Origin of the sequence: Pseudoclavibacter sp. VKM Ac-2888 (assembly GCF_015351285.1) — a bacterium.
Lineage (GTDB): Bacteria > Actinomycetota > Actinomycetes > Actinomycetales > Microbacteriaceae > Pseudoclavibacter.
On sequence record NZ_JADKSM010000003.1, the window covers coordinates 184,059 to 206,215 of the forward strand.

Consider the following 22,157-nt stretch of genomic DNA (forward strand, 5'->3'; position numbering starts at 1 on the left):
GTCGTTCCGTTTCCGTGGCGACCGAGAGAGCATAGCACTGTTTTGAACTCGAAGTCCAATCGGCCGCAACATGCCACGATTGAGGGCATGACGACAACAACTCCGGCCCGCCTCGAGCCGGGCACCAGCGCCCCGGACTTCACCCTGACCGACCAGGACGGCAGCGCCGTCTCCCTCGCCGACTTCCGCGGCAAGCGGGTCATCCTCTACACGTACCCCGAGGCCTTCACGCCCGGATGCACGGCTGAGGCCTGCGACTTCCGCGAGAGCGACGCTCCCCTGCGCGCAGCCGGCTACACGATCCTCGGCATCTCCTCGGACGACCCGGAGAAGCTGGCCGAGTTCCGCGAAGCGGAGCACCTCGACTTCACGCTCCTGAGCGACGCCGATCACGCGGTGCAGACCGCCTACGGCGCGTACGGCGAGCGCAACAAGTACGGCCGCGTCGCGGTCGGCTCCATCCGCTCCACCTTCGTGATCGACGAAGAGGGGCGCATCGTGCACGCGCTCTACAACGTTCGAGCTGCGGGCCACGTCGCCCGCATCCTCAAGCTGCTCGAGGTCTAGCGGGACTCGGCCAGCTCGTCGTCGTCGCGGTGCAGTGCACGGCCGGTCGCCGGATGCACGGCCGCGACGACGCCGACGAGGCTGACCGCGGTCAGCGCCCAGCCGACCCAGACCGCGATATCGCCCTGGAGGAACACCCAGGCGACTGCCAGCTGCATGATCTGCCAGGTGATGGCGGCACCACGGACCCAGGAGCGCAGGCGGAGCGTCGAGACGGCGACGAGCGCCAGCAGAACGGCCCCGAGCAGCGACAGGCCAGCGAGCGCAAGGGATGAGGCGAGGAACTCCGCCTCCTGCGCAGCCGTCTCGATGACGAGGAACACCGTCGCGGCGGCGAGGATCGCGGCCTCGAGCCCGAGGACTCCGGCGAGCAGCAGGACGGTCTTCGGGCGCTTGGTCGTGCCGGTGCTCACGAATTACCCCTTGCCTGGAAAATCACGCTGTGGCAAAATCTTTCTCTAGGTAGAGATACCCGGAGGAATGCAAAATCGAGGCCAAGTCTATAGGCCAGTCACCGCATCCCGGGTTCCAGAACTTCGCTCCCAGCGGAGCGTTTTTGTGCGCGAGGCGCACTCGATAAGGAGCACCACTGATGGATTGGCGCGACACTGCCGCCTGCTTGGACGCAGATCCCGAGCTTTTCTTCCCCGTCGGGAACACCGGCCCAGCTGTAGACCAGATCGATGCTGCGAAGGCCGTCTGCGCTTCGTGCAAGGTCACCGAGGTATGCCTCCAGTACGCACTCGACACCGGTCAGGATTCCGGCGTCTGGGGAGGCCTCTCGGAGGACGAGCGGCGCGCACTCAAGCGACGCGCAGCGAGGGCTCGACGAGCTTCCTAGCAACCGAACATTCCGCGGCCTGGCCGCGGATCGCCCGACGGGCGGCGCTCACGCGCCGCCCGTTTCGCGTTTCCAGCGGCTCGGGATGCGCAGCTTCACCTGCGTGCCCTCACCTGGCTCCGAATGCCATTCGATCGAGCCACCGAGTTCGCCCTCGACGAGCGTGCGCACGATCTGCGTTCCGAGACCCGCCCCGATTCGTCCGGCGACGAATCCGGAGCCGGTGTCGGCGACCGTGACGGAGAGGCCTCCCGGCGTCTGCTCAGCGGTGACCGTCACCTCGCCTTCCTGGCCGGCGAGGCCGTGCTCGACGGAGTTCGTGACGAGCTCGGTGAGCGCCAGGGCGAGGGGGGTCGCGTACTCGCTCGGCAGCGTGCCGAAGCGCCCGCTGACGACGGGCCTGACGACCGTGTTGGAGGTCGAGGACACTTCGGTGATGAGCTTCATCACGCGGAGGAAGACCTCGTCGAAGTCGACGGTCTGCGAGAAGCCGCCGGAGAGCGTGTCGTGCACGACCGCGATGGAGGACACACGCCGCATCGCCTGGGTGAGGGACTCCCTGGCTTCGTCGCTGCGGGAGCGACGGGCCTGGATGCGCAAGAGGGCCGCGACGGTCTGGAGGTTGTTCTTGACCCGGTGATGGATCTCGCGGATCGTGGCGTCCTTGGTGATGAGCTCCTGCTGCTGGTGCCTGACGTCGGTCGTGTCACGGCAGAGGACGATCGCGCCCGTGCGCTCTCCGTGCGCTCGCAGCGGGAGTGCACGCAGGGTGACGGTGATGTCTCGTGCCTCGACGTCGGTCATCCAGGGTGCTCGACCGGTGACGACAAGCGGAAGCGCCTCATCGACCGTGACGCGGCTCTTGTCGTGGACCAGGGCGGAAGCGACTTCCGAGAGCACCTCGCCTTCGAGCTCGCCGCCGAAGCCGAGCTTGTTCATCGCGCTCAGCGCGTTTGCGCTCGCGAACGTGACGACCCCATCCCGGTCGAGCCGGATGAGGCCGTCGGAGGCGCGTGGCGCGCCCCGGCGGGAGATCTGCGGGGCTTCCGGGTCTGGGAAGGCGCCTTCCTCGATCATGGCGAAGATCTCGTCCGCGCAGTCACGGAAGGTCTCTTCCTGACGAGTGATGGAACGCGTGCTGCCGAGATTGGTGTGCCGTGTGATGACGGCGATGGGGTGCTGGCTCACACCCTCGCCGGGGAGACGGCAGAAGACGGGCGTCACGAGAAGCTGTGTCGGGATCTCGTCGAACCAGTCGGGTTCTGTCGATCGCACGGTGGTGCCCTCTTCGTAGGCACGGCGGACGGCGACCGCCCACTGTTCGCGAACGGGCTGCCCGATGAGGTCTCGGTAGAACAGCGTCGGGGCGCTCGATGGGCGGCCCTGCGCGACCGCTACGAAGTCGTCGTCCTTGGTGTGGACCCAGAGAACCACGTCGGCGCACGAGAGGTCGGTGAGGAGCTGCCAGTCGGCGCTCAGCTGGAGTATCCACGACTGCTCAGCTTCACTGAGGGTTCCGCGGCGCTGGAGTTGCGAGGAGAGACTGGACACTCGGTCAGCTTAGGAGTTCTGACCTTGCAGTTCGCCACGACCGCGCCAGAATCGACGAAATGGGGCACTTCCTGCTGTCCGCTTGCCGAGGCGCACGCCGTCGACAGCCGGGGTGTTGACTTCCGCCTCCGCCAGCAATGAGTCTGCGACGTAGCTGGAGATCGCGCGTGCGAATCCGGAGCGGGGACTCGCGTAGGTCACGGGCTCGCCTGCGAGGAGCGCACGGTCGCACGCCGACTGGTCGAGCGGGATGAGGGCGCTCGCCTGCAGACCGGCGAAGCGCGAGAGCACGTGCTTGATCTGTCCCGCTGCGCCAAGGCCGACCGCCTCCCCCCGCACTCGGTTGACGATCACGTCCACAGGGGTCTCGCCGGTGATCTCGATGAGGTTCACCCTCGCTCGCAGGAACCGCTGCAGGCCGACCGCCTGCCCGTCTGCGACGGCCAGGATCCGGTCCGCAGCGCCGAGTGAGGTGAGCGTCGCCGCCGATCGACGAGGGGAGAACGCATCGCTCGCGATCTCGTCGTCCCTCTCGAGGCTGAACCCCACGTCCACGACGACGAGATCGGCGATCTCCCGGCATCTCTCGAGCACGGTGAGGACACGCTCCCGACTGAGCTCCGGCCACCTGGCAGGGTTGGCGATGCCCGTGAGCACCAGCAGCTCGTCTCGACCGATTGCAGGGGGGGCCGCGATCCGCTCGAGCTCGGCGAGCGTCAGCCGCGCCGCACCCGCGAGACGGCACGCGGCTGCGAAGCCAGGGGCCTCGTCGGTGATGCCGAGCATGGCGGCGAGCGATCCCCCGTAGCTGTCGGCATCGATGAGGAGCACCCTCCGGCCTGCCGCGGCCGCGCTGGCGGCGACCGCGGCCGCGACCGTCGACGCCCCCGGCGCCCCGTGCGAGCCCCAGACTGCGAGCAGGGCGCCCCTTCCTCCCCGCTCTCCTCTTCGTGCTGGACGTGGTGCCTCTGCGGCGCCCGGCTCTCTCGTCGCCCGAGTCGCCGCGTGTGCACGGGCTCGCCCAGCACGCCTGGCCGCTGAGCGGCTGCCCTCGGCCACCGGAACGCGCTCCGTGTCGCGGGCTGCATGCCGCGCGTCCGTCGGGCGAGGCAGAGCCGCAGGAGGCCTCGCGAACGAGGGCGACTGCTGTGGGATCGGCCCCGTCGAGACATCGCCGACGCCGTCTGGCGCGGACTCGAGCAGCATCTCGATCTCGCTCCAGCTCGCCGCCGCCTCCACGACCTCCCGCGCGGAGAGCGCCTCCGCGTTGCGGCGCTCGAGGTCGCTTGCCACCACGACGATGAAGCGCGCCCCGAACCGGACGCAGGCGGCGAGGCTCCGTGCCGTCAGGGTCTCCGGCGCGCCCTGCAGGAGGACGATCTCGGGGCGGAGACGCTCGATTGCTGTTGCGGCGGCGAGTCCTCCGGAGACCCGGTCGACGATGTCGTGCCCGGCCGCGATGATGCCCTCAAGGAGGCGGGCCTCGATCTCGAAGTCGATGGCCATGAGGATGCGCGCCACCTCAGTGCTCCGCCTCGAGGTACACAGGCACAAGCGCGACGCGGGCGTCGTTGCTGACGACAGCGAGCAGCGTCGGTATCTCGCTCTTCGGGAGGAGCAGTTCGACGCGATCGGCCTGGCTGCGCGAGAGCGCTCCTTCCCGGGGGAGGATCTTCGCGACGATGGCGCTTGCCGAGATCAGGACTGGCGCACCGTAGGTTCCTGGGCTGCTCTCCTGGCTCGACCAGAGTTCCACCGCGCCGCCCGCACCCAGCTCGGTCGGGAGGCCGCCCGCGATCTCCACGACGATCGAGGTGCGGCTGGTGTCTGCGGTTCCGATCAGGGATCTCGGGACGAGCTCGCCCGACTGCACTGCCTGCGTCACGACGAACTCGCCCTGCGGGGCGGTCCCGACATCGAGGTACGCCCCGGCGCTCGCTCCGAGACCCACCTCGACCGGGACGAGGTCATCGACCGTCAGCACCGCGCCTGGCGCGATCGTCGATGCCGCCGCGTAGGCGACCGATGTGCGGTTGCCGACGACGAGCACCCCCACGACCCCCAGCACCGAGACGGCGACGAGAAGCACGCCGATGACGACCCGCGGGTCGACCCAGCGTCTCGGTTTCCGAGCCTTGGTCACGGTCATGCGTCTCTCCCCCACCGTCGGTCGCCAGGCGCGGCGACTCGGACATCGTGGCGCAAGGTGGGAAACGGCGCAGAAGTTATCCACAACGCGGGGCGAGCAAGCGAGGTCGGGCGATAATCGACGGCATGAACGCATCCGTTGACCCCCAGTCAATCGGCCGCTTCCTGACCCTCGCCGAGGTCTGCGAGATCCTCAACGTCACGATGGATGTCGCAATGGGACTCGTGCAGAGCGCGGAGCTGCCCGCGATCCGCATCGGCGGAGTCGGCGAGTGGCGGGTCGAGCGGAGCATGCTCGAGCAGTACATCGACGACCAGTACGACTACCAGCGCCGTGTCGCCGCGCTCCGGCAGGCCGAGTTCGCCGACTCCGGCGACTTCCTGACCGCTGACGAGCATCAAGACGAGGCACCCCCGCGACTTCGACCACTCCTCTAGCTCGCACCTCTTCAAGCGCTCACACCGAGCCAGCGACGCGGGAGAGTGCCGCGCGGGCGTGCGAGGCCGCGATCCTCGGCCGGTCCGCGGCTCAGTCGCCGGCGAGGATCACGAGACGCAGATCGTCGAGCGGGATGATCCGGTAGGCGACGACATCTTTCGAGCGACGCGCGACCCCTCGCTCGTGCACCGCGACGTCGACGTGGTCTCGGGCGACGCGGTCGATGGTGCCGACGATCGACCCGGTGGTCACGACGAACTCGCACTGCGCTCGGCGCCGACCAAGGTCTCGGAGTGCGAACGCCAGCCCCAGCCTGCCGGAGAGATCGCCCGGCCTGTTCCCCGTTGACTCGCGGAGGCTCGCGAGCAGCTGCGCCTCCGTGAGCACCAACGACGCGATGCCGGCAGTCGGCACGATGCAGACGCGAACTCGCCCCGATTCCGCGACGAGCTCGGCCGAGAGCCAGTCGCTGCCGAAGGCCCGTGGGCGCACCGCCACGATCGAGCCGTCGGACATCTGCAGCGACACGGGCTCGTCACCGCTCTCCGCGAGCGCGACGAGCCGTTCACGCAGCGAGAGCCGACCGACCCGCAGCCGTTCGTCGTCGATGGCGCGCCTGGCGGCCTCGTCGTCGATCCCGCCCTGAAGCTGACCTGCGAGGTCGTCGAACATGTCGTCCCAGCGCACGCGGCCAGCGTAGGGGCAGGCGCAGCAGCGGCGAGGGTTATCCACAGGGCAGTTCGAACCTCGCGAGCCGAGCCGGACGCGTGGTTTCATGACGCCAGGCGGTTCGGGGGGAATCGCCGCAGAACATTCGGGGGCCGCATGTTGCCAGCGCGCAGCATCGGGGCGCTACGCGCCGTCGATGCAGCTCATCCATCCGCCACGTCCGGGGCGGGGGTGCTCATCGATGCCGATCCGCTGTTCGTCCGCGAGCGCACGGCCGCGAGCGACCTGCCGGAACCGAGCCCGCTCATCTCGAACCTCGCGAGGAGCGTCGTCGAGGTGATCGCGGGCGTCCGAGACATCGAGCAGCTCTCACGGTGGGTCACCGACGACGTCTTCCGCCATCTCCTCATCCGCACGCAGCACGCGAACAGAGCGCGGCAGGCACGACGGCGACCGACGCGACGCCCGCACTTCGTGGAGCTCAGCCTGCGAGTGCAGACCACAAGCGAGAACATCGTCGACGCGGTTGTCATCCTCGATTTCGGGGCGCGCGTTCGCGCGGTCACCGTGCGGCTGGAAGGGCTCGACCGTCGCTGGCGGGCGTCCGCGATACACGTGCTCTGATCGCGGTTGCGGCGCCTCGGACGACGCAGCGGGCGCCCCACACTGTGGGACGCCCGCTGGTCAGGGTGCTCGACTCCGAGCAGCCGTCGTTACTTCTTCCTGCGGCGCTGAGCCCGGTTGCCCGCTGGCTGTCCACCCGGCTTGGACGTCGCGCCCTTGCCGAACGAGCTGCCTGCAGCCGGCCCTGAGGACTCCGCCTCCGCCTGCTCGCCCTGCTCCGCAGCCTGACGCTTGGCGGGGTTCCCCGAGCGAGAGACAGGCTGGCGGGGTCGCGTGCCCTGCGGGGCCTTCGCGACCGGTGCCGCGGGCTCCTCGCCGGCTTCCTCACGAGCCTGGTCGAGCGCCGACGAAGTGCCGAGGTCGCGCTCGCGACGCTTCGCGTCCGCCGTCGCCCGCTGGTTGAGCTGGCCACGCTCGTTGCGCACCTCGACCTCACCCTGGTCGGTCGCGGCAGAGTAGCTCAACGCGGTCTGGGCCTTCTCGTCCAGCCCCTTCGCGACGATCTGCACGTCCGGGGTCTCACTCGCAGACGGGGTCTCGTCCTTCTTGACGGTGACCTCGAGGTTGTAGAGGAACCCGACGGACTCCTCACGGATGCTGCCGAGCATCTGCTGGAACATCGCGAAGCCCTCACGCGTGTACTCCACGAGCGGGTCGCGCTGGGCCATCGCACGCAGACCGATGCCGTCCTTCAGGTTGTCCATCTCGTACAGGTGGTCGCGCCACTTGCGGTCGATGACACTCAGCACGACGCGTCGCTCGAGCTCGCGGGTCGCTTCCTCGCCGATCGACTCCTCACGACGCTCGTACGCGAGACGTGCATCGGAGAGCACCTCCTCCTCGAGCATCTTCCTCGTGAGCTTGCTGCGCCCGCCAGCCTCCTCGAAGAGCTCGTCCTCGGTGATGCCGACCGGGTAGAGCTGCTTGAGGTCGGTCCACAGGGCGTCGAACTCCCAGTCGTCGCCCGTGCCATCTCCCGTGTGCTCCTGGATGATGTCGTCGATGGCGTCGGTGAGGAAGTTCTGCACCTTGTCGGCGATGTCGTCGCCCTCGAGGATGCGGCGGCGATCGCTGTAGATCGCGGTGCGCTGCTCGTTGAGCACGTTGTCGTACTTGAGCACGTTCTTGCGGATCTCGGCGTTGCGGGACTCGACCTGGGACTGCGCCGACCGGATGGCCCTCGACACGATGCGGGACTCGAGGGCGAGGTCGTCGGGTGTTCCGTCGCCTGCCATGATCGCGCGCGTCGCTCCCGTGTTGAAGAGACGCATGAGGTCGTCGGTCATCGACAGGTAGAAGCGGCTCTCGCCGGGGTCACCCTGACGGCCGGAGCGGCCGCGGAGCTGGTTGTCGATTCGGCGGGACTCGTGGCGCTCGGTGCCGAGGACGTAGAGGCCCCCTGCCTCAGCCACCTCGTCCGCCTCGCTCTTCACCTGCTCCTTCATGGAGCCGAAGACCTCGAGCCACTTCTCGTCGTACTCGTCCGCGTTCTCCTGCGGGTCGAGACCGAGCGCCGTCATCTCGGCGACGGCGAGGAACTCGGCGTTTCCGCCGAGCATGATGTCGGTACCGCGGCCGGCCATGTTCGTCGCGACCGTGACGGCGCCTCGACGCCCAGCCTGGGCGACGATCGCCGCCTCGCGTGCGTGGTTCTTCGCGTTGAGCACTTCGTGCTTGATGCCGCGCTTCGCGAGGAGCTTCGAGAGGTACTCGCTCTTCTCGACGCTCGTCGTGCCGACCAGGACCGGCTGGCCGGTCTCGTGGCGCTCGACGATGTCCTCGACGACCTGGTCGAACTTGACCTTCTCGTTCTTGTAGACGAGGTCGGGGTTGTCCTTGCGCTGCATGGGGCGGTTCGTGCGGATGGGCACGACGCCGAGCTTGTAGGTGCTCATGAACTCCGCGGCCTCGGTCTCGGCCGTACCGGTCATGCCCGCGAGCTTGTCGTACATGAGGAAGTAGTTCTGCAGCGTGACCGTCGCCATCGTCTGGTTCTCGGCCTTGATCTGCACCCCTTCCTTCGCCTCGATGGCCTGGTGGAGACCCTCGTTGTAGCGTCGGCCCTTGAGGATGCGGCCGGTGTGCTCGTCGACGATGTTGACTTCGCCGTTCTGCACGACGTATTCCTTGTCGCGCTTGAAGAGCGCCTTCGCCTTGATGGCGTTGTTCAGGAAGGAGATGAGCGGGGTGTTGGCCGACTCGTAGAGGTTGTCGATGCCGAGGGCGTCTTCCACTCGGTCGATACCCGGCTCGAGCACGCCGATGGTCCGCTTCTTCTCGTCGACCTCGTAGTCGCGGCCCTCCTTGAGCTTGCGCACGATCGAGGCGAACTCCGAGTACCACCGGTTCGCATCCCCCTGCGCTGGCCCGGAGATGATGAGAGGCGTTCGGGCCTCGTCGATCAGGATGGAGTCGACCTCGTCGACGATCGCGAAGAAGTGGTCACGCTGCACCATGTCCTCTGATCGCCAGGCCATGTTGTCGCGGAGGTAGTCGAAGCCGAACTCGTTGTTCGTGCCGTAGGTGACATCGGCGGCGTACTGCTCACGGCGCTCGGCCGGGGACTGCCCCGCGACGATGCATCCGGTTGTCATGCCGAGGGCGCGGAAGACGCGGCCCATGAGGTCGGACTGGTAGGTCGCGAGGAAGTCGTTGACCGTGACCACGTGCACGCCCTTGCCGGCGATGGCGTTGAGGTACGCGGGCAGGGTCGCGACGAGGGTCTTGCCCTCACCGGTCTTCATCTCGGCGATGTTGCCGAGGTGGAGCGCCGCCCCACCCATGAGCTGCACGTCGTAGTGCCGGAGACCGAGCACACGTCCTGCGGCCTCGCGGACGGCACCGAAGGCCTCTGGGAGGAGAGCGTCGAGCGACTCCCCAGCCTCGTGACGCTCACGGAACGAGACCGTGATGTCACGGAGCTCGTCGTCGCTGTACTCCTTGAAGGCGTCCTCGAGGCGACCGACCTGCTTGGCTACGCTCTCCAGCTTGCGAAGGGTGCGCCCTTCGCCCATGCGGAGGATCTTCTCGAGAACTGAGGCCAAGGTCTGCTCCTACTGGTTGACACAAGTGGCGCGAGAACGCGCGGCGAAGCACAGCCCGTGCTGTGCACATCGGTTGATTCTACGCACCTCGCCCCGTCCGATGCTGGATGCATCGACCGGGGCGAGGTGGGCGAGAACGGAACTAGGAGACGGGAACCGAGTTCTCGTCGAGCGCGATGACTCCGTAGTCCCAGCCGCGGCGTCGGTACACGACGCTCGGACGGAGGGACTCACTCTCGATGAAGAGGAAGAAGTCGTGCCCGAGGAGCTCCATGTGGTCGACGGCTTCGTCGTTGCTGAGGCGCTTGGGGGCGAAGGTCTTCTCCCGGATCACCACGGGCGAGTAGAGCTCCTCGAGGCTCTCCTCCTCCGCCTCGATCTCCGACGCGGTGGCGCCGGATTCGACGAGGCGGATCGTGTCGGTGTTGGCGGGAGTGACGTCGATCTGCGCGAAGTTGTCGGCGGCCGCCTCCTGGAGACGGAGTGGCGTGTGCTGGCCGCGGTGGATCTTCTTGCGGTCCTTGTTGCGGCGAAGTCGCTCGACGAGCTTGTCCAGGGCCAGATCGAAGGCCGCGTACTTGTCACCGGCCTCGGCCTCGGCGCGTACGACCGGGCCGGGTCCGAAGAGCGTGATCTCGACTTTGCCCTTGTCGAGCAGGTTTCCAGCTCTGTCGGTTCGCTTGGTCAGCTTGATTTCCGCTGCCTGCGTCTTGCCATCGAGAAGCGAGACCTTCGCAAGCGCCTTCTCGGTGGCGTACTCGCGGAAGCGGTCCGGGATCTCGGTGTTGCGACCGGTGATCGTGATTTCCATGTCACTCTCCTGTCGTTCTGCACGAGGCCGAGGTGTCACTGCCTCGTGATGCTGTGCCGCAATCGTAGACCCCTATTCACCCGGTGTTGTCTGCGATTTCGCAGACATGCCCTACCCTCCGCGCGTGTCGACTTCCGGGCGCGCTGCCCTCGCAGATCTGCCGACTGTCTCGGCGACGACGACGCATCCGACCACGACCGCGCCGACGCTCTCCAAGGCACGGACCGCTTCACGCATCGTCGCGCCACTCGTGACGACATCGTCGACGAGCACCACCCGCGCGCCTGCCAGTCCCGGGTCGGCGGCGAAGGCGCGCCGCAGGTTCTCGGCCCGAGCGGGGGCCGTGAGCCCAGCTTGGTCCTGCACGCGCCGGACGAGTCGGAGCGCCCGCACACTCCTCGTCCCTGGCAGCGCCTGCTCCCAGAGCAGAGCGAGGTGCACGTAGCCACGAGCACGGATCGAGCTCGCCGACGACGGGATGAGCACCGGCACCCAGGTCGCGGAGACGGGCCCGGAGTGCGGTGCCGCCTCCCGACCGCTTCTGGCAGCGGCGGCAAACCCCGAGACCGCCGACCGCAGGAGCACCCCGAGCGGGCGCGCCGCATCCGCTCTTCCCCGTTCCTTGAGCGAGGCGAGGAGCACCTTCACGGAGCCCTCGTAGGCGCAGGCGGCGATGACGGGGATCCGGCCTCCATCAGCGGCGATGATCCTCACGCCGCACGCCCGCACCGCAGCGAGCCGGGCAAGCTGCTCAGCGCAGCCCCGGCAGAGCGCGCGACCGAGCCGGCCGCAGGCGGCGCAGGCGACGGGGAGGAGAACCGCCAGTGCGTCGAGTGAAGCTGCGCGCAGTCGCTCCACCCGGTCGTGGAGCAGCGCTGTGACGCCGGCGGGCAGGGGCATCGTCCAAGCATGACGACAAGCGAGGGCGAGACGCTGCCTCGATCCCGGAGCTGTGGAGAACCGAGACCGGCCCTTGATCACACCTGGGTCAGGATGAAGTCCACGACAGCCTCCGACTGCTGCCACCTGTTGCCCTTCGGCACGTAGATATGGCGGTCCTTGTCGAGCACTCGAAGACCGGCGGGCGTGTTGCTCCCCGTGATCTGCTGCCCTTCGAGCACGGCGCCGTTGACGCTGACCGTGCCGCCGACCGTCTGCGTGCGCACCTCGGCCGTGCCCTCGCTCCCCGTCGCGAGCACCGCGAGCGAGGTCTCATCGACCCAGGCGAGGTCGATCGGCGAGGCGCCGCCCGGCTCGAGGATGAGCGGGTTGCCGAGCGCGATCGGCCGGTTGGTGCTGGGCTCGCGTTCGATCGCCATGACGGCGACCTTGACTCCGACGGAGCTGTTCTCGAGCACCGCGAGCCTGGCACCGTCTCGAGACACGGCGATGGACCGATACCCGGTCGCGCCGACGTTCTCCGCGGGTTCCAGCCAGCTGTGCTGACGGTCGTCGACATCCGTGGCACGGAGCCCGGAACCATCCGTGCTGCCCGTCCAGGTGTACCCCCAGCTGTCGAGGCTCATCGCGAGGGGACCCGGCCTGGCATCGACGAGCAGCGGGTCGGGGACGGCGATCGGGGTCGTGTAGACGCCGTTGGGCGTCACGAACGAGGCGACATCGCCGGCGCTCGAGTAGGCGCCCTTCTGCGGGGTGAGGGAGGCGATCGCCCCCTGCAGGGCCGCGGTCTCCGGCGACGCCGTCACGTTGACGCCGCTCAGGAATCCGAGCTCGCCACCCTTGTAGACGAGGGGGGTGCTGGTCACCTGTCGGTTGACGACGACGGCATCCTCGGGAGGGAGATCCTGGTCGATCGGGACGCCTGTGATGGACATGGTGACGCTCGTGATCGACTCGAAGTCGGCGAAGCTCTCGGTGAGCTGCAGGAGCATCCGCGAATATCGTTCGGGAGAGGCCGAGGAGAGAACCGACGAGAAGTCGACATCGGCGACGTCTCCCTCGACGGTCACGGCGCCGAGCAGCGTCACGTCGGAGGGGATGGCGCTGACGACGTTGCCCTCGGCGAGCCAGGGCGCCGGCCCGTTGACCAGGGCGCGCGCGATGCGCGTCATCGCGGTCTGCTGCGCGTCGAACCACCGGACGTCCGGGACGAGCCGCGAGAGCGTGTCGTCGTAGAAGTAGAGGGTGTAGCTCTTGAAGAGACTGCGGAAGTTCTGGTTCAGCAGCACGATGCCGGGAGGCGCCTCCGTGATCCTCCACTCGCCGTCCGCGTTCTGGGCGAGCGTGAAGTCGAGGCGCTCGGTCGTCCCGCTCTTGAGCTCGCTGTAGATGCCCTCGGCATCGACGCTGGCCGAGGACTTGTAGCTCGCTTCGACCCGATCGGACCCGTCGTCGACCACATCGGGGACGGAGGCGGTGACGATGATGCGCGCGTTCGGGTCCCACTCCTGCCGGAACGATTCGTCGAGGTACTGCCGAGCGACCTCGTAGTCGTTCTGTGTTCCCGTTCCTGCATCGAGGAACCCCTCGATCACCTCCTCGCGGCTCATGCCGTCTCGCGGCGGATCGGGGAAGAAGCTGTACGACTGGTCGCTCTCCTGCTGCTCGGACTCGCCCGCGAGGACCTGGCCGGAGGTCGGGATGCGGGCGCATCCGACGAGCACGAGCATCGCGATGACCAGGATTCCTGCCGCGGCTCCCCGCGTCGCGCGCCGTCGGTTCGCAGCTCGTCTCATGTCCGCTCCTCCTGCCCCTGCTCTGCTGATTCCCCGACGGGCGGGTCCTCGTCCTCTGTGTCCTCGCGCGCATCCTCGCCGCGCGTGCCCTCGTCGCCTTGGTCGTCCTCGCGGCGCATGTCGGCATCGCCGTCGTGATCGTGATCGTGTTCGTCGCCATCGTGGTCGTCGATGCTGGGAAGCGAAGGCACGGACTCGGGAGCCGAGCTGGTCACCACAACAGCTTCCGCATCGTCCCAGGGTGCTGGGGTCTGCGCCGGCTCGTCGAGGGACGTCGCCTCGATGACATCCATCGAGTTCGTGGGTGCCGAGGAGACGAGCGGTTCGGCGTTGGAGGAGCGCATGCCGACGAGGTCAGGCAGCTCGATCGGCTGAGTGTCGACGTCTTCGTCGGTGAACGCCTCGGAGGACACATCCTCCTCGTCGATCGTGACGGTGGCGGCACCTGCATCTCCGGGCTCGAGCGGAAGCGGTGAGCCCATGATCTTGCCGCCGACGAATCTCGGCAGGGTGAGCCGGAAGTTCGTCCCCTTGCCCGATTCCGACCAGACCTCCAGGCGCCCCTCGTGCAGGCGAACGTCCTCGAGCGAGATCGCGAGACCGAGACCGGACCCGCCCATCGTGCGCTTGCGCGACGGGTCGGCGCGCCAGAAGCGGTCGAAGACCCTGGTGCGCTCGGCCTCGGTCATGCCGATGCCGTAATCGCGCACGGACAGCGCGACGGCAGACTCGTTGGAGTCGACCGACACGACGATCGGCTTCGCCTCCCCGTGCTCGATGGCGTTGCCGAGGAGGTTCCTGACGACGCGGTTGATGCGGCGGGCATCGAACTCGGACTCCCCGTAGCCACCTGGCGCCTTGAGCACGAGGCGCGTGCCGTGATCGAGCGCGACCGGGGTCATGGCGCCGATGACGTCGTCGGCGACGGTCGCGAGGCTGTTCGATTCCCGCAGGATCTCGACCGCTCCGGCGTCGTACCTGGAGATCTCCAGGAGGTCGGCGAGCAGGATCTCGAACCGTTCGATCTGGTCGTGGAGGAGCTCGACCGACCGCGCCGTGACGGTGTCGAAGTCGTCGCGACGGTCGAAGAGCATCCCACCGGCGAGACGGATGGTCGTGAGCGGCGTGCGCAGCTCGTGCGAGACATCTGAGACGAAGCGCTGCTGCACCTGGGACAGGTTCGCGAGGCGCTCGATCTGGTCCTGCAGGCTGTCCGCCATCTCGTTGAACGACCTCGCGAGCGTCGCGATGTCGTCCTCTCCCGACTCCGGCACGCGCTGCTCCAGGTGCCCCGCCGCGAGGCGCCTGCTCGTCTTCGCGGCCTCCCGAATCGGCTGGATCACAGCCCGCATGACGAACCCCGTGATGACGGCGACCAGGAGCACCAGGACGATCATGGCGACCACGAGGGTGCGCTGCACGAAGTCGAGCGTCTGCTGCGTCTCCTCCATCGAGTACACGAAGTACATCTCGTACTGGCCGAGGCTCTGCACGGTGACGGTCGAGCCGATGACGATGCCGGGCACCTCGTTGCCGAACTCGTCGACGAGCGCGATCGACTGGTAGTACGTCTGCGGCGACGCCGAGGTCGTTCCGGTCGCCGCGGTCTCCGCGCCCGACCTCACCGCTTCCTTCAGCTCCGGCGAGACCAGATCGGCCGAGACTGGCCCCTTCGCCAGCGCCCGCAGCTCGTTGGATTGCTCCTCGCCGTCCGACGCCCCCTGCATGAAGATGACGCCGTAGCTGTTGGCCGCCGAGTCCTGCGCCGCGTCAACCGCAAGCGTCTGCAGGGTCTCGAGGGCCGCGCTGTCGGTCTCCTCGCCTGAGGCGAAGACCGTCTGAGCCGCGGTCACGGCACGCTCGGTCTCCGAGACGAGGGGCCTGAGCCTCGAGTTGAACAGGTCGCTCGCGATGGAGTTGGACATGACGAAGCCGACGGACAGCACCGTCGCCGTCGTCAACGCGACCGAGAGCGCGATCGTCCGGAAGGGAAGCGACGTCCGCCAGAGGAAGACGAGGTTCCGCCAGACCCCGTGCGCGGAGCGCCACCGGTACGGGACGCGGATGCCCTCCGTGTCGACGTCGGGCGTCCGAGAAGAAGGGGTGGAGGTCGTCCGCCGGGCTACTGCGCTCACGTCAGGAGAACGCGGTCGTGTTCCCAGCGCGGTACCCCACGCCGCGAACCGTCGCCACGATCTTCGGGTGGTCCGGGTCGTGCTCCACCTTCGCGCGCAGGCGCTGCACATGCACGTTGACGAGACGCGTGTCGGCCTTGTACTGGTAGCCCCAGACCTGCTCGAGCAGCTCCTCGCGTGTGAAGACCTTCTGCGGCTTCGCGGCGAGCGTGAGCAGCAGATCGAACTCGAGCGGAGTCAGGTTGATCTGCTCCTCGCCGCGCAGGACCTCGTGCGCGTTGACGTTCAACGTGAGGTCGCCGACGCGGATGATGCTCTGCACCTCCGGCTGGCTCGCGCGCAGCCGGGTCTTGATGCGAGCGACGAGCTCCTTGGGGTTGAAGGGCTTGACGATGTAGTCATCGGCACCGGCTTCGAGCCCGCGGACCACGTCGGTCGTGTCCGACTTCGCGGTCAGCATGATGATGGGCGTGCCGGATTCCGCGCGAAGCAGGTGGCAGATCTGGATGCCGTCCAGGCCGGGAAGCATGACATCGAGCAGGACGAGTTCCGGCTTGACCCGACGGAACTCGCCGAGGGCAGCCGCGCCGTCGCCGCAGAACTCGGGTTCGTAGCCTTCGGCCCTGAGAACGATGCCGATCATCTCCGACAGCGCGAGGTCGTCATCGACCACGAGGATGCGTTCGCCCACAGAACCCTCCCTGTTCCAGAACCTGCCCGAGACCGGGCGCTTCCCTCAGCGTAGCGGGCATAGTCCCCTCAGAGGCTCAACCCAGAGTGCGCGGCGCGGGGTGTGCCACGATGGACACGTGACGCATGGCCCATACGAGCACGCACCCGAGCCCAACCACGCGTATCCGCCGCAGCCCGGAGCGCCGACGCCGAGCGCCTTCCCGCAGGCCGGTCACTGGAAGGGCCAGGGGCAATGGCAGGGACAGCAGCCCGATCAGTACGGCGCACCCGGCCCGGCGAGCTGGCAGTACGGACCTCCGCAGGAACCGGGCCAGGGCCAGCCGGGCGGTCAGTGGATGCCGGCCCCGACGCCCGGCCTCTTCCCCCTCCGTCCGCTCGCCTTCGGCGACGCGCTCGCCGCGACGTTCCGCCTGTTCCGCACCTCACCGAAGACAACGCTCGGGAGCGCCGTCATCGTCATGGGAGCAACGACGCTCTTCGCGAGCCTGCTTCCCGTCGTCGTCGGAATGCTCATGTTCACGCGCATCCCCTATGGGGGAAGCCAGGAGGACATCGCGCCGATGCTGGTCTCCTCCATCACGCTGACATCGCTTGCCGCGATCCTCGGCCTCGCCGTCGCGGGGGTCGGCTCAGCGCTCCTGCAGGGCATCCTCGTGCGCGTCGTCGCCCGTGGCGCGATCGGCGAGAAGCTCGGCTTCAAGGAGGCCTGGCGCGCGGGGTGGCGCGGCATCTGGCGACTGATCGGGTACGCGCTGCTCGTCGGAGTCGGCGCGGTGGTGCTCATCGCCGTCGGCTGGCTCCTCATCCCGCTCATCATGTTCGCCGTCCTCTCGGGGTCAGGCGGAGATGAGGCGACGATCGCCGGCTCGATCGGGCTCGGCGTCATCTTCACGCTGCTCCTCGGCGGGGCGACGGTCGTGCTCATGGTGTGGCTCGGCATCAAGATCATGTTCGCCCCGAGCGCCATCGTCCTCGAGGGCCTCGGCCCCATCGCCGCCATCCGCCGCAGCTGGAACCTCTCCCATGGCAACTTCTGGCGAGTGCTCGGGGTCGTCGTCGTCATCCAGGTGATCCTGAACGTCGCCACCGGCGCCGTCTCGACGGTCGCGCAGCTGGCCGTCAGCCTTGGTCAGGTCATCATCCTGCCCCTCGGAAGTGGCGAGTCGTCCGAACCTGACGCTGGCACGATCGTCGCGTTCGCGCTGATCCTGCTCATCACCTCCGCGCTGCAGGTGCTCCTCGGGGCGATCGTCCTAGTCCTGACGAGCGGGAACGCGACGATCCTGTACTTCGACCTGCGGATGCGCAAGGAGGCGCTCGGCGTCACCCTGCAGCGATATGCGGAGCAGTCCGCGGCCGGGGCCGACATCGCCGATGCTGACTTCGACGTGCAGGTGCAGCGGCCGGTCTCCGCGACGGGGGCTCCGGGGTACGTGCGCTGATGCGGCTCGGCCCGTGGGTCGGCTCGGTGGAGCCGCCGCTTGAGATCGACGAGGATCCGGCGCGCGATCTTCTGCAGGGTGAGCTCGCGAAGGCCGAGTACACGCAGGCCTCCCCCACCTGGCTCGATCTCTGGATCGACGATTTCTGGAACTGGGTGAATGACCTGCTCCAGCCCATCGAGGGGGTGCCAGGGGGCTTCTCGCCGATCGCGCTCATCCTGGGCGGAGTGGTCGTCCTCGGCGTCCTCGCGCTGCTCATCGGTCGGCCGATCCTCGCGCAACGGGCGAGGCGACGGACCGGCATGCCCGCGGATCTCTTCGACGGCGATGAGCGCTCTGCTCGCGACCTGCGCGGTTCCGCTGCGGCGGCGGCATCGCGAGGCGACTTCGAGACGGCCGTCGTAGAGCAGTTCCGGGCGCTCGCTCGCGCAGTGCATGACCGCACGGTTCTCTCTCTCAGTCCTGGGATGACGGCGACGGCGGTCGCGGAGGCGACGGGCGTCTCGTTCCCCGGTCACGCTCCAGCGCTGCACGTCGCCGCGAAGTCCTTCGACGCTGCCAGATACCTCGGCCTCGGAGCCTCCGAGGCCGACTGGCAGCAGCTGCGCGATCTCGACCTCGCGCTCGACTCGGCAGCACCGGTCAAGCTGGCCTCGTTCTCCGGGCGGGCCTCGTGAGCATCACGCGGGCCGCGACGCCGACCGTTCCGGAGCGGCTCAGACGCGCGCGTCCGTGGCTGCTCATCGCCGCGGGCGCGGTCGTCATCGCCGTGACGAGCACGCTCCTCGCCGGGGGGATAGCAAGCGCGAACTCGCCATATCTCGGCGTGGACTCCGCACAGCCCAACGGAGCGAAGGCCGTCTTCACCGTGCTCGGCGACCAGGGCGTGTCCACGAGCGCGGCGACGAGCCTCGAGGAGGCACGGTCGCAGCTGCGGGACGCTGAGGGCGACACGACGCTGGTCGTCCACGACCGTGACGGCCTGGCCGTCGACGACCTCGCCGCGCAGATCGCGGAGCTGGACGCGGAGCGGGTGCTGCTGCTCGCGCCGAGCCGGGACCTCCTCGAGGCGTTCGACGGGGCGATCGTCGTGGGCGGCGTCGGTGCCGACGGTGAAGATGCAGACACGGTCGCCGCCGGCGAGGAATGCGCTTCACCGCTCGGAGATCTCGCCCCCGACATCTCCCAGCGGGGTGCGCGGCTGTACCAGCTGAGTGACGAGGCCTCTGGAGGCAGCGCCTGCTACGCCGAGTCCGGGCGCTTCGCCTACGTCGAGACGGAGCTCGCCTCCGGAACGGAGCTCGCCGCGCTGGGCGCGACCGACAACCTCAGCAACGGCGAAGTGCTCAGCGCCGCGAACGCGGCCATGGGTCTCGCGGTCCTCGGCGAGACGGAGTCGCTGGTCTGGTACGTGCCGGGCGTCGCCGACGCCGAGGCGGTCTTCGGAGCGCAGCCGTCGCTCAGCACCTACGTACCCCCGTGGCTCACGCCGACCATCCTCATCGCGCTCGCCTCGCTGCTCGGAGTGATGGTGTGGCGAGGACGCCGCTTCGGGCCCCTCGTCGAGGAGCGGCTGCCAGTCGTCGTCGAGGCTTCCGAGACGATGCAGGGCCGCGGCAGGCTCTACGCGCAGCAGCGGGCCCGGCTTCGCGCCATCGACAATCTCCGCATCGGCACGACGACTCGTCTCGCGAGGTCGCTCGGGCTAGCCCGCGCGAGCCACGTCCAGGACATCATCACATCGAGCGCTGCGACCCTCGGGGCGAACCGAGCCGCAGTCGCGTGGACGCTGCTCGACGCCGTTCCCGGCAGCGAGGCCGAGCTCCTCGATCTGAGCCAAGCGCTGCTGACCCTCGAACGGGAAGTCGCAGCAGCCGTCGATCCGAGCAACGCCCGCCCTCGCCAGGCCCGCCCCACGACCACCGACCCAAGCAGCACCGCCGAGAACAACGGAGGCACCTATGAGCACTGATGTCCGTGAAGCACTGCAGCGAGTCCGCGGCGAGGTCGCCAAGGCCGTCGTCGGACAGGAGCGCGCCGTCGACGGCCTCCTCGTGGCCCTCCTGGCAGGAGGGCATGCACTGCTCGAGGGTGTTCCCGGCGTGGGCAAGACGCTGCTCGTGCGCACGCTGAGCGAGACCCTGTCGCTCGACACGAAACGGGTCCAGTTCACCCCGGACCTCATGCCGGGCGACATCACCGGGTCGCTGGTCTACGACTCCGCAGCTGGCGAGTTCGAGTTCCGCGAGGGCCCCGTCTTCACGAACATCCTCCTCGCCGACGAGATCAACCGCACGCCGCCGAAGACGCAGTCGGCCCTGCTCGAGGCGATGGAGGAGCGACAGGTGTCCGCCGACGGCGTGACCCGCGCCCTCCCGGCTCCCTTCCTCGTGGCGGCGACGATGAACCCCATCGAGTACGAGGGCACGTACACGTTGCCCGAGGCGCAGCTCGACCGCTTCCTGCTGAAGCTCGTCCTCGAGCTCCCGTCCCGGGACGCGGAGTTCGAAGTGCTCCGGCGGCATGCCGCCGGCTTCTCGCCGCGTGACCTGCGGGCTGCCGGGGTACGGAGCGCCCTCTCTGCCGAGGAGCTGCGCCGAGCGCAGGCTGAGGCGGCTGCCGTCGAGGTGCGAGCGGATGTGCTGGCGTACATCGTCGACATCGCCCGCGCGACCAGGCAGTCTCCGTCCGTGCGGATGGGCGTCTCTCCCCGCGGGGCGACGGCCCTCATGTCGGCCAGCAAGGCGTTCGCATATCTGAGCGGCTACCAGGCGGTGACTCCGGATCACGTGCAGGCGATGGCGCTTCCCGTGCTCCGCCACCGCCTCCAGCTCCGGCCGGAAGCCGAGCTGGAGGGCGTCGGCGCCGATGCGATCCTCCGCTCCGTGCTCGCGCAGGTGCAGGTTCCGATCTGAGCCCTGAAAGCTGCGCAATCACCGTTGAAGTCGAGAGCTGGAAGGGAAGCGTGAGCGCATGGTCGTGAGTGGACGTCTTGTCCTCCTGACCGCCGTCGGGGCGGTACCCGTGGTGCTCTTCGGGCAGACCGCCGAATCGGCGTACGTGACGTTGGCGATCTGGCTGCTCTTCGTGCTCCTCACGTCCATCGCGGATGTCCTCCTGGCGGGGGCACCCCGTCAGGTGGAGATCGAGCGGAGCCTGCCTTCGCGGGTCCGCCTCGGCGAGGCGGCCGTGAGCCGCGTCGCCATCACGAACCGCGGCTCACGCACGCTGCGGCTGCAGGTGCGCGACGGCTGGGAGCCGACGGCCGGTGGCACGCAGCACCGACCGAAGCTGGATGTGCCAGTCGGCGAGCGCCGCGTGGCCGAGTTCCCGCTGCTTCCGTCGCGCCGCGGCGACCGTCGGGCCGAGCTCGTCACGCTCCGCAGCTGGGGTCCGATGGGGCTGGCGGCCCGACAGGTGAGCCTCGCTGACCGCGGAGTCCTGCGGGTGCTCCCTCCCTTCAACTCGAGGAAGCATCTCCCCTCACGTCTGGCGCGCCTCCGCGAGCTGGACGGCGCCACGCGCCTCATGGTTCGTGGGCAGGGCACGGAGTTCGATTCGCTGCGCGAGTACGTGCGGGGCGACGACGTCCGCTCGATCGATTGGCGAGCCACCGCTCGTCGTCAGGACCTGGTCGTACGGACCTGGCGGCCCGAGCGTGACCGCCGCGTGGTGATCGTGATCGACACCGGGCGAACGTCGGCGGCTCGCGTCGCGGACGAGACGCGCCTCGATACTGCCATCGAGTCGGCGCTGCTGCTCGCGGCGCTGGCGACGCGTGCGGGTGACCGCGTCGATGTCGTCGCCTGGGATCGTCGAGTGCGGGCGCGCATCCAAGGCGTCTCGGGGGCTGAGCTGCTGAGCCGCATGGTCGAGTCGCTCGCGGATGTCGAGCCCGAACTCATCGCGACGGATTGGCGGGCCATCCCAGGGCTGGTGCGTGGAGTGACGACACACCGTTCTCTTGTGGTCATTCTCTCGACACTCGAGACCGGTGGCACCCTCGAGCCCGTCATCGCTGCGCTGCCGCAGCTGGCGAGCAAGCACGTCGTCGTGTTGGGGTCGGTGCTGAACCCGGATGTTCACGAGGTCGCCGTACGTCGTGAGACGCGTGAGCAGACGTATGCTGCGTCGGCCGCGGAGCGCGCGCTCCTGGACCAGGAGCGCGTCCGTCAGACGGTTCTCCGCCTCGGCGGGGACACGGTGACAGGGACGCCATCGGCGCTGCCGCCAGCGATCGCGGACCACTACATCGAGCTGAAGGCCACGGGCCGCCTCTAGGCGTCTCAGCGTGCGCCAGGGCTGCGGGCGCTCATCTCAGCAGGCCTTGGCGCACATCCGCTGCTCCGCCTGCAATGCTGTTGTTTTCGGGCAACAAAAAAGCCGGGGTTGGTCATCGAGGAGCATCTCTGCTCACTCAACAACCAACCCCGGCTTATGAAGAAGTCCGGCGGTGACCTACTCTCCCACAGGGTCCCCCCTGCAGTACCATCGGCG

General features: G+C 68.5%; 20 protein-coding genes. 9 read left to right on the plus strand and 11 right to left on the minus strand.

Annotation, left to right across the window (positions count from 1 at the left end; all coding sequences use genetic code 11):
- The first annotated feature begins 87 nt into the window (after positions 1-87).
- A complete protein-coding gene (gene bcp / locus ITJ61_RS18210; protein WP_104240404.1) occupies positions 88-567 on the plus strand; it encodes a thioredoxin-dependent thiol peroxidase in 480 nt (159 codons plus the stop codon).
- On the opposite strand, the gene ITJ61_RS18215 is transcribed toward bcp, so the two are convergent.
- Positions 564-980 carry a hypothetical protein gene (locus tag ITJ61_RS18215; RefSeq protein WP_194687060.1) on the minus strand — a complete coding sequence of 139 codons (417 nt, stop codon included), beginning with the start codon at positions 978-980 and terminating at the stop codon, positions 564-566. The genes bcp and ITJ61_RS18215 overlap by 4 nt on opposite strands.
- Positions 981-1,159: 179 nt before the next feature.
- Between ITJ61_RS18215 and ITJ61_RS18220 the strand changes: the two genes are divergently transcribed.
- On the plus strand, positions 1,160-1,408 hold the full coding sequence (locus tag ITJ61_RS18220) for a WhiB family transcriptional regulator (protein WP_068476994.1): 249 nt from the start codon (positions 1,160-1,162) through the stop codon (positions 1,406-1,408).
- Between the two features lie 48 nt (positions 1,409-1,456).
- Here the strand turns inward: ITJ61_RS18220 and ITJ61_RS18225 are convergent, their stop codons facing one another.
- Genes ITJ61_RS18225 through ITJ61_RS18235 form a run of 3 tightly spaced genes read right to left on the minus strand, consistent with a single transcriptional unit; the run spans position 1,457 to position 5,108 of the window.
- Positions 1,457-2,959, minus strand: a complete 1,503-nt coding sequence (locus ITJ61_RS18225; RefSeq protein ID WP_104240402.1) for a sensor histidine kinase — start codon at positions 2,957-2,959, stop codon at positions 1,457-1,459.
- 9 nt (positions 2,960-2,968) lie between these two features.
- On the minus strand, positions 2,969-4,480 hold the full coding sequence (locus ITJ61_RS18230; protein ID WP_194687061.1) for a MinD/ParA family ATP-binding protein: 1,512 nt from the start codon (positions 4,478-4,480) through the stop codon (positions 2,969-2,971).
- A gap of 1 nt (position 4,481) precedes the next feature.
- Positions 4,482-5,108, minus strand: a complete 627-nt coding sequence (locus ITJ61_RS18235; protein ID WP_194687062.1) for a hypothetical protein — start codon at positions 5,106-5,108, stop codon at positions 4,482-4,484.
- A gap of 125 nt (positions 5,109-5,233) precedes the next feature.
- On the opposite strand from ITJ61_RS18235, the gene ITJ61_RS20430 reads away from it, so the two are divergent.
- Positions 5,234-5,545 (plus strand): helix-turn-helix domain-containing protein, encoded by a 312-nt coding sequence (locus ITJ61_RS20430; RefSeq protein WP_104240399.1) that lies wholly within the window; start codon positions 5,234-5,236, stop codon positions 5,543-5,545.
- A gap of 91 nt (positions 5,546-5,636) precedes the next feature.
- Here the strand turns inward: ITJ61_RS20430 and ITJ61_RS18245 are convergent, their stop codons facing one another.
- Complete coding sequence (locus tag ITJ61_RS18245) at positions 5,637-6,233, minus strand: hypothetical protein (RefSeq protein WP_146080481.1); 597 nt, start codon at positions 6,231-6,233, stop codon at positions 5,637-5,639.
- A 138-nt stretch (positions 6,234-6,371) separates the two neighbouring features.
- On the opposite strand from ITJ61_RS18245, the gene ITJ61_RS18250 reads away from it, so the two are divergent.
- Positions 6,372-6,839: an Rv3235 family protein gene (locus tag ITJ61_RS18250; RefSeq protein ID WP_146081182.1), complete on the plus strand. Its 468-nt coding sequence runs from the start codon at positions 6,372-6,374 to the stop codon at positions 6,837-6,839.
- Between the two features lie 89 nt (positions 6,840-6,928).
- On the opposite strand, the gene secA is transcribed toward ITJ61_RS18250, so the two are convergent.
- The 6 genes from secA to mtrA all read right to left on the minus strand — a co-directional run bounded on the left by secA (position 6,929) and on the right by mtrA (position 16,216).
- Positions 6,929-9,883, minus strand: coding sequence for a preprotein translocase subunit SecA (secA, locus tag ITJ61_RS18255; protein WP_104240396.1), 2,955 nt, complete (start codon positions 9,881-9,883; stop codon positions 6,929-6,931).
- A 142-nt stretch (positions 9,884-10,025) separates the two neighbouring features.
- A complete protein-coding gene (gene hpf, locus ITJ61_RS18260; RefSeq protein WP_104240395.1) occupies positions 10,026-10,694 on the minus strand; it encodes a ribosome hibernation-promoting factor, HPF/YfiA family in 669 nt (222 codons plus the stop codon).
- Between the two features lie 111 nt (positions 10,695-10,805).
- A complete protein-coding gene (locus ITJ61_RS18265; protein ID WP_104240394.1) occupies positions 10,806-11,594 on the minus strand; it encodes a ComF family protein in 789 nt (262 codons plus the stop codon).
- A 77-nt stretch (positions 11,595-11,671) separates the two neighbouring features.
- Positions 11,672-13,390 carry an LpqB family beta-propeller domain-containing protein gene (locus tag ITJ61_RS18270; protein WP_194687063.1) on the minus strand — a complete coding sequence of 573 codons (1,719 nt, stop codon included), beginning with the start codon at positions 13,388-13,390 and terminating at the stop codon, positions 11,672-11,674.
- Complete coding sequence (mtrB, locus tag ITJ61_RS20170) at positions 13,387-15,525, minus strand: MtrAB system histidine kinase MtrB (RefSeq protein WP_258063025.1); 2,139 nt, start codon at positions 15,523-15,525, stop codon at positions 13,387-13,389. Before mtrB ends, ITJ61_RS18270 begins: the two co-directional genes overlap by 4 nt.
- A gap of 1 nt (position 15,526) precedes the next feature.
- Entirely contained in the window at positions 15,527-16,216 is a 690-nt protein-coding gene (gene mtrA / locus ITJ61_RS18280; protein WP_104240392.1) for an MtrAB system response regulator MtrA, read from the minus strand.
- 118 nt (positions 16,217-16,334) lie between these two features.
- Here mtrA and ITJ61_RS18285 point away from each other — a divergent pair, with 118 nt between their 5' ends.
- From ITJ61_RS18285 to ITJ61_RS18305, 5 genes are read left to right on the plus strand one after another with little or no spacing between them, the layout of a single operon-like run.
- Positions 16,335-17,660 (plus strand): hypothetical protein, encoded by a 1,326-nt coding sequence (locus ITJ61_RS18285; protein WP_194687064.1) that lies wholly within the window; start codon positions 16,335-16,337, stop codon positions 17,658-17,660.
- Positions 17,660-18,337: a DUF4129 domain-containing protein gene (locus ITJ61_RS18290; protein ID WP_194687065.1), complete on the plus strand. Its 678-nt coding sequence runs from the start codon at positions 17,660-17,662 to the stop codon at positions 18,335-18,337. Before ITJ61_RS18285 ends, ITJ61_RS18290 begins: the two co-directional genes overlap by 1 nt.
- Entirely contained in the window at positions 18,334-19,632 is a 1,299-nt protein-coding gene (locus tag ITJ61_RS18295) for a DUF4350 domain-containing protein (protein ID WP_194687066.1), read from the plus strand. The genes ITJ61_RS18290 and ITJ61_RS18295 overlap by 4 nt, the downstream gene beginning before the upstream one ends.
- Entirely contained in the window at positions 19,622-20,575 is a 954-nt protein-coding gene (locus ITJ61_RS18300; protein WP_104240388.1) for an AAA family ATPase, read from the plus strand. The genes ITJ61_RS18295 and ITJ61_RS18300 overlap by 11 nt, the downstream gene beginning before the upstream one ends.
- Before the next feature lie 58 nt (positions 20,576-20,633).
- Positions 20,634-21,941: a DUF58 domain-containing protein gene (locus ITJ61_RS18305; RefSeq protein WP_104240387.1), complete on the plus strand. Its 1,308-nt coding sequence runs from the start codon at positions 20,634-20,636 to the stop codon at positions 21,939-21,941.
- The last annotated feature ends 216 nt before the right edge of the window (positions 21,942-22,157 follow it).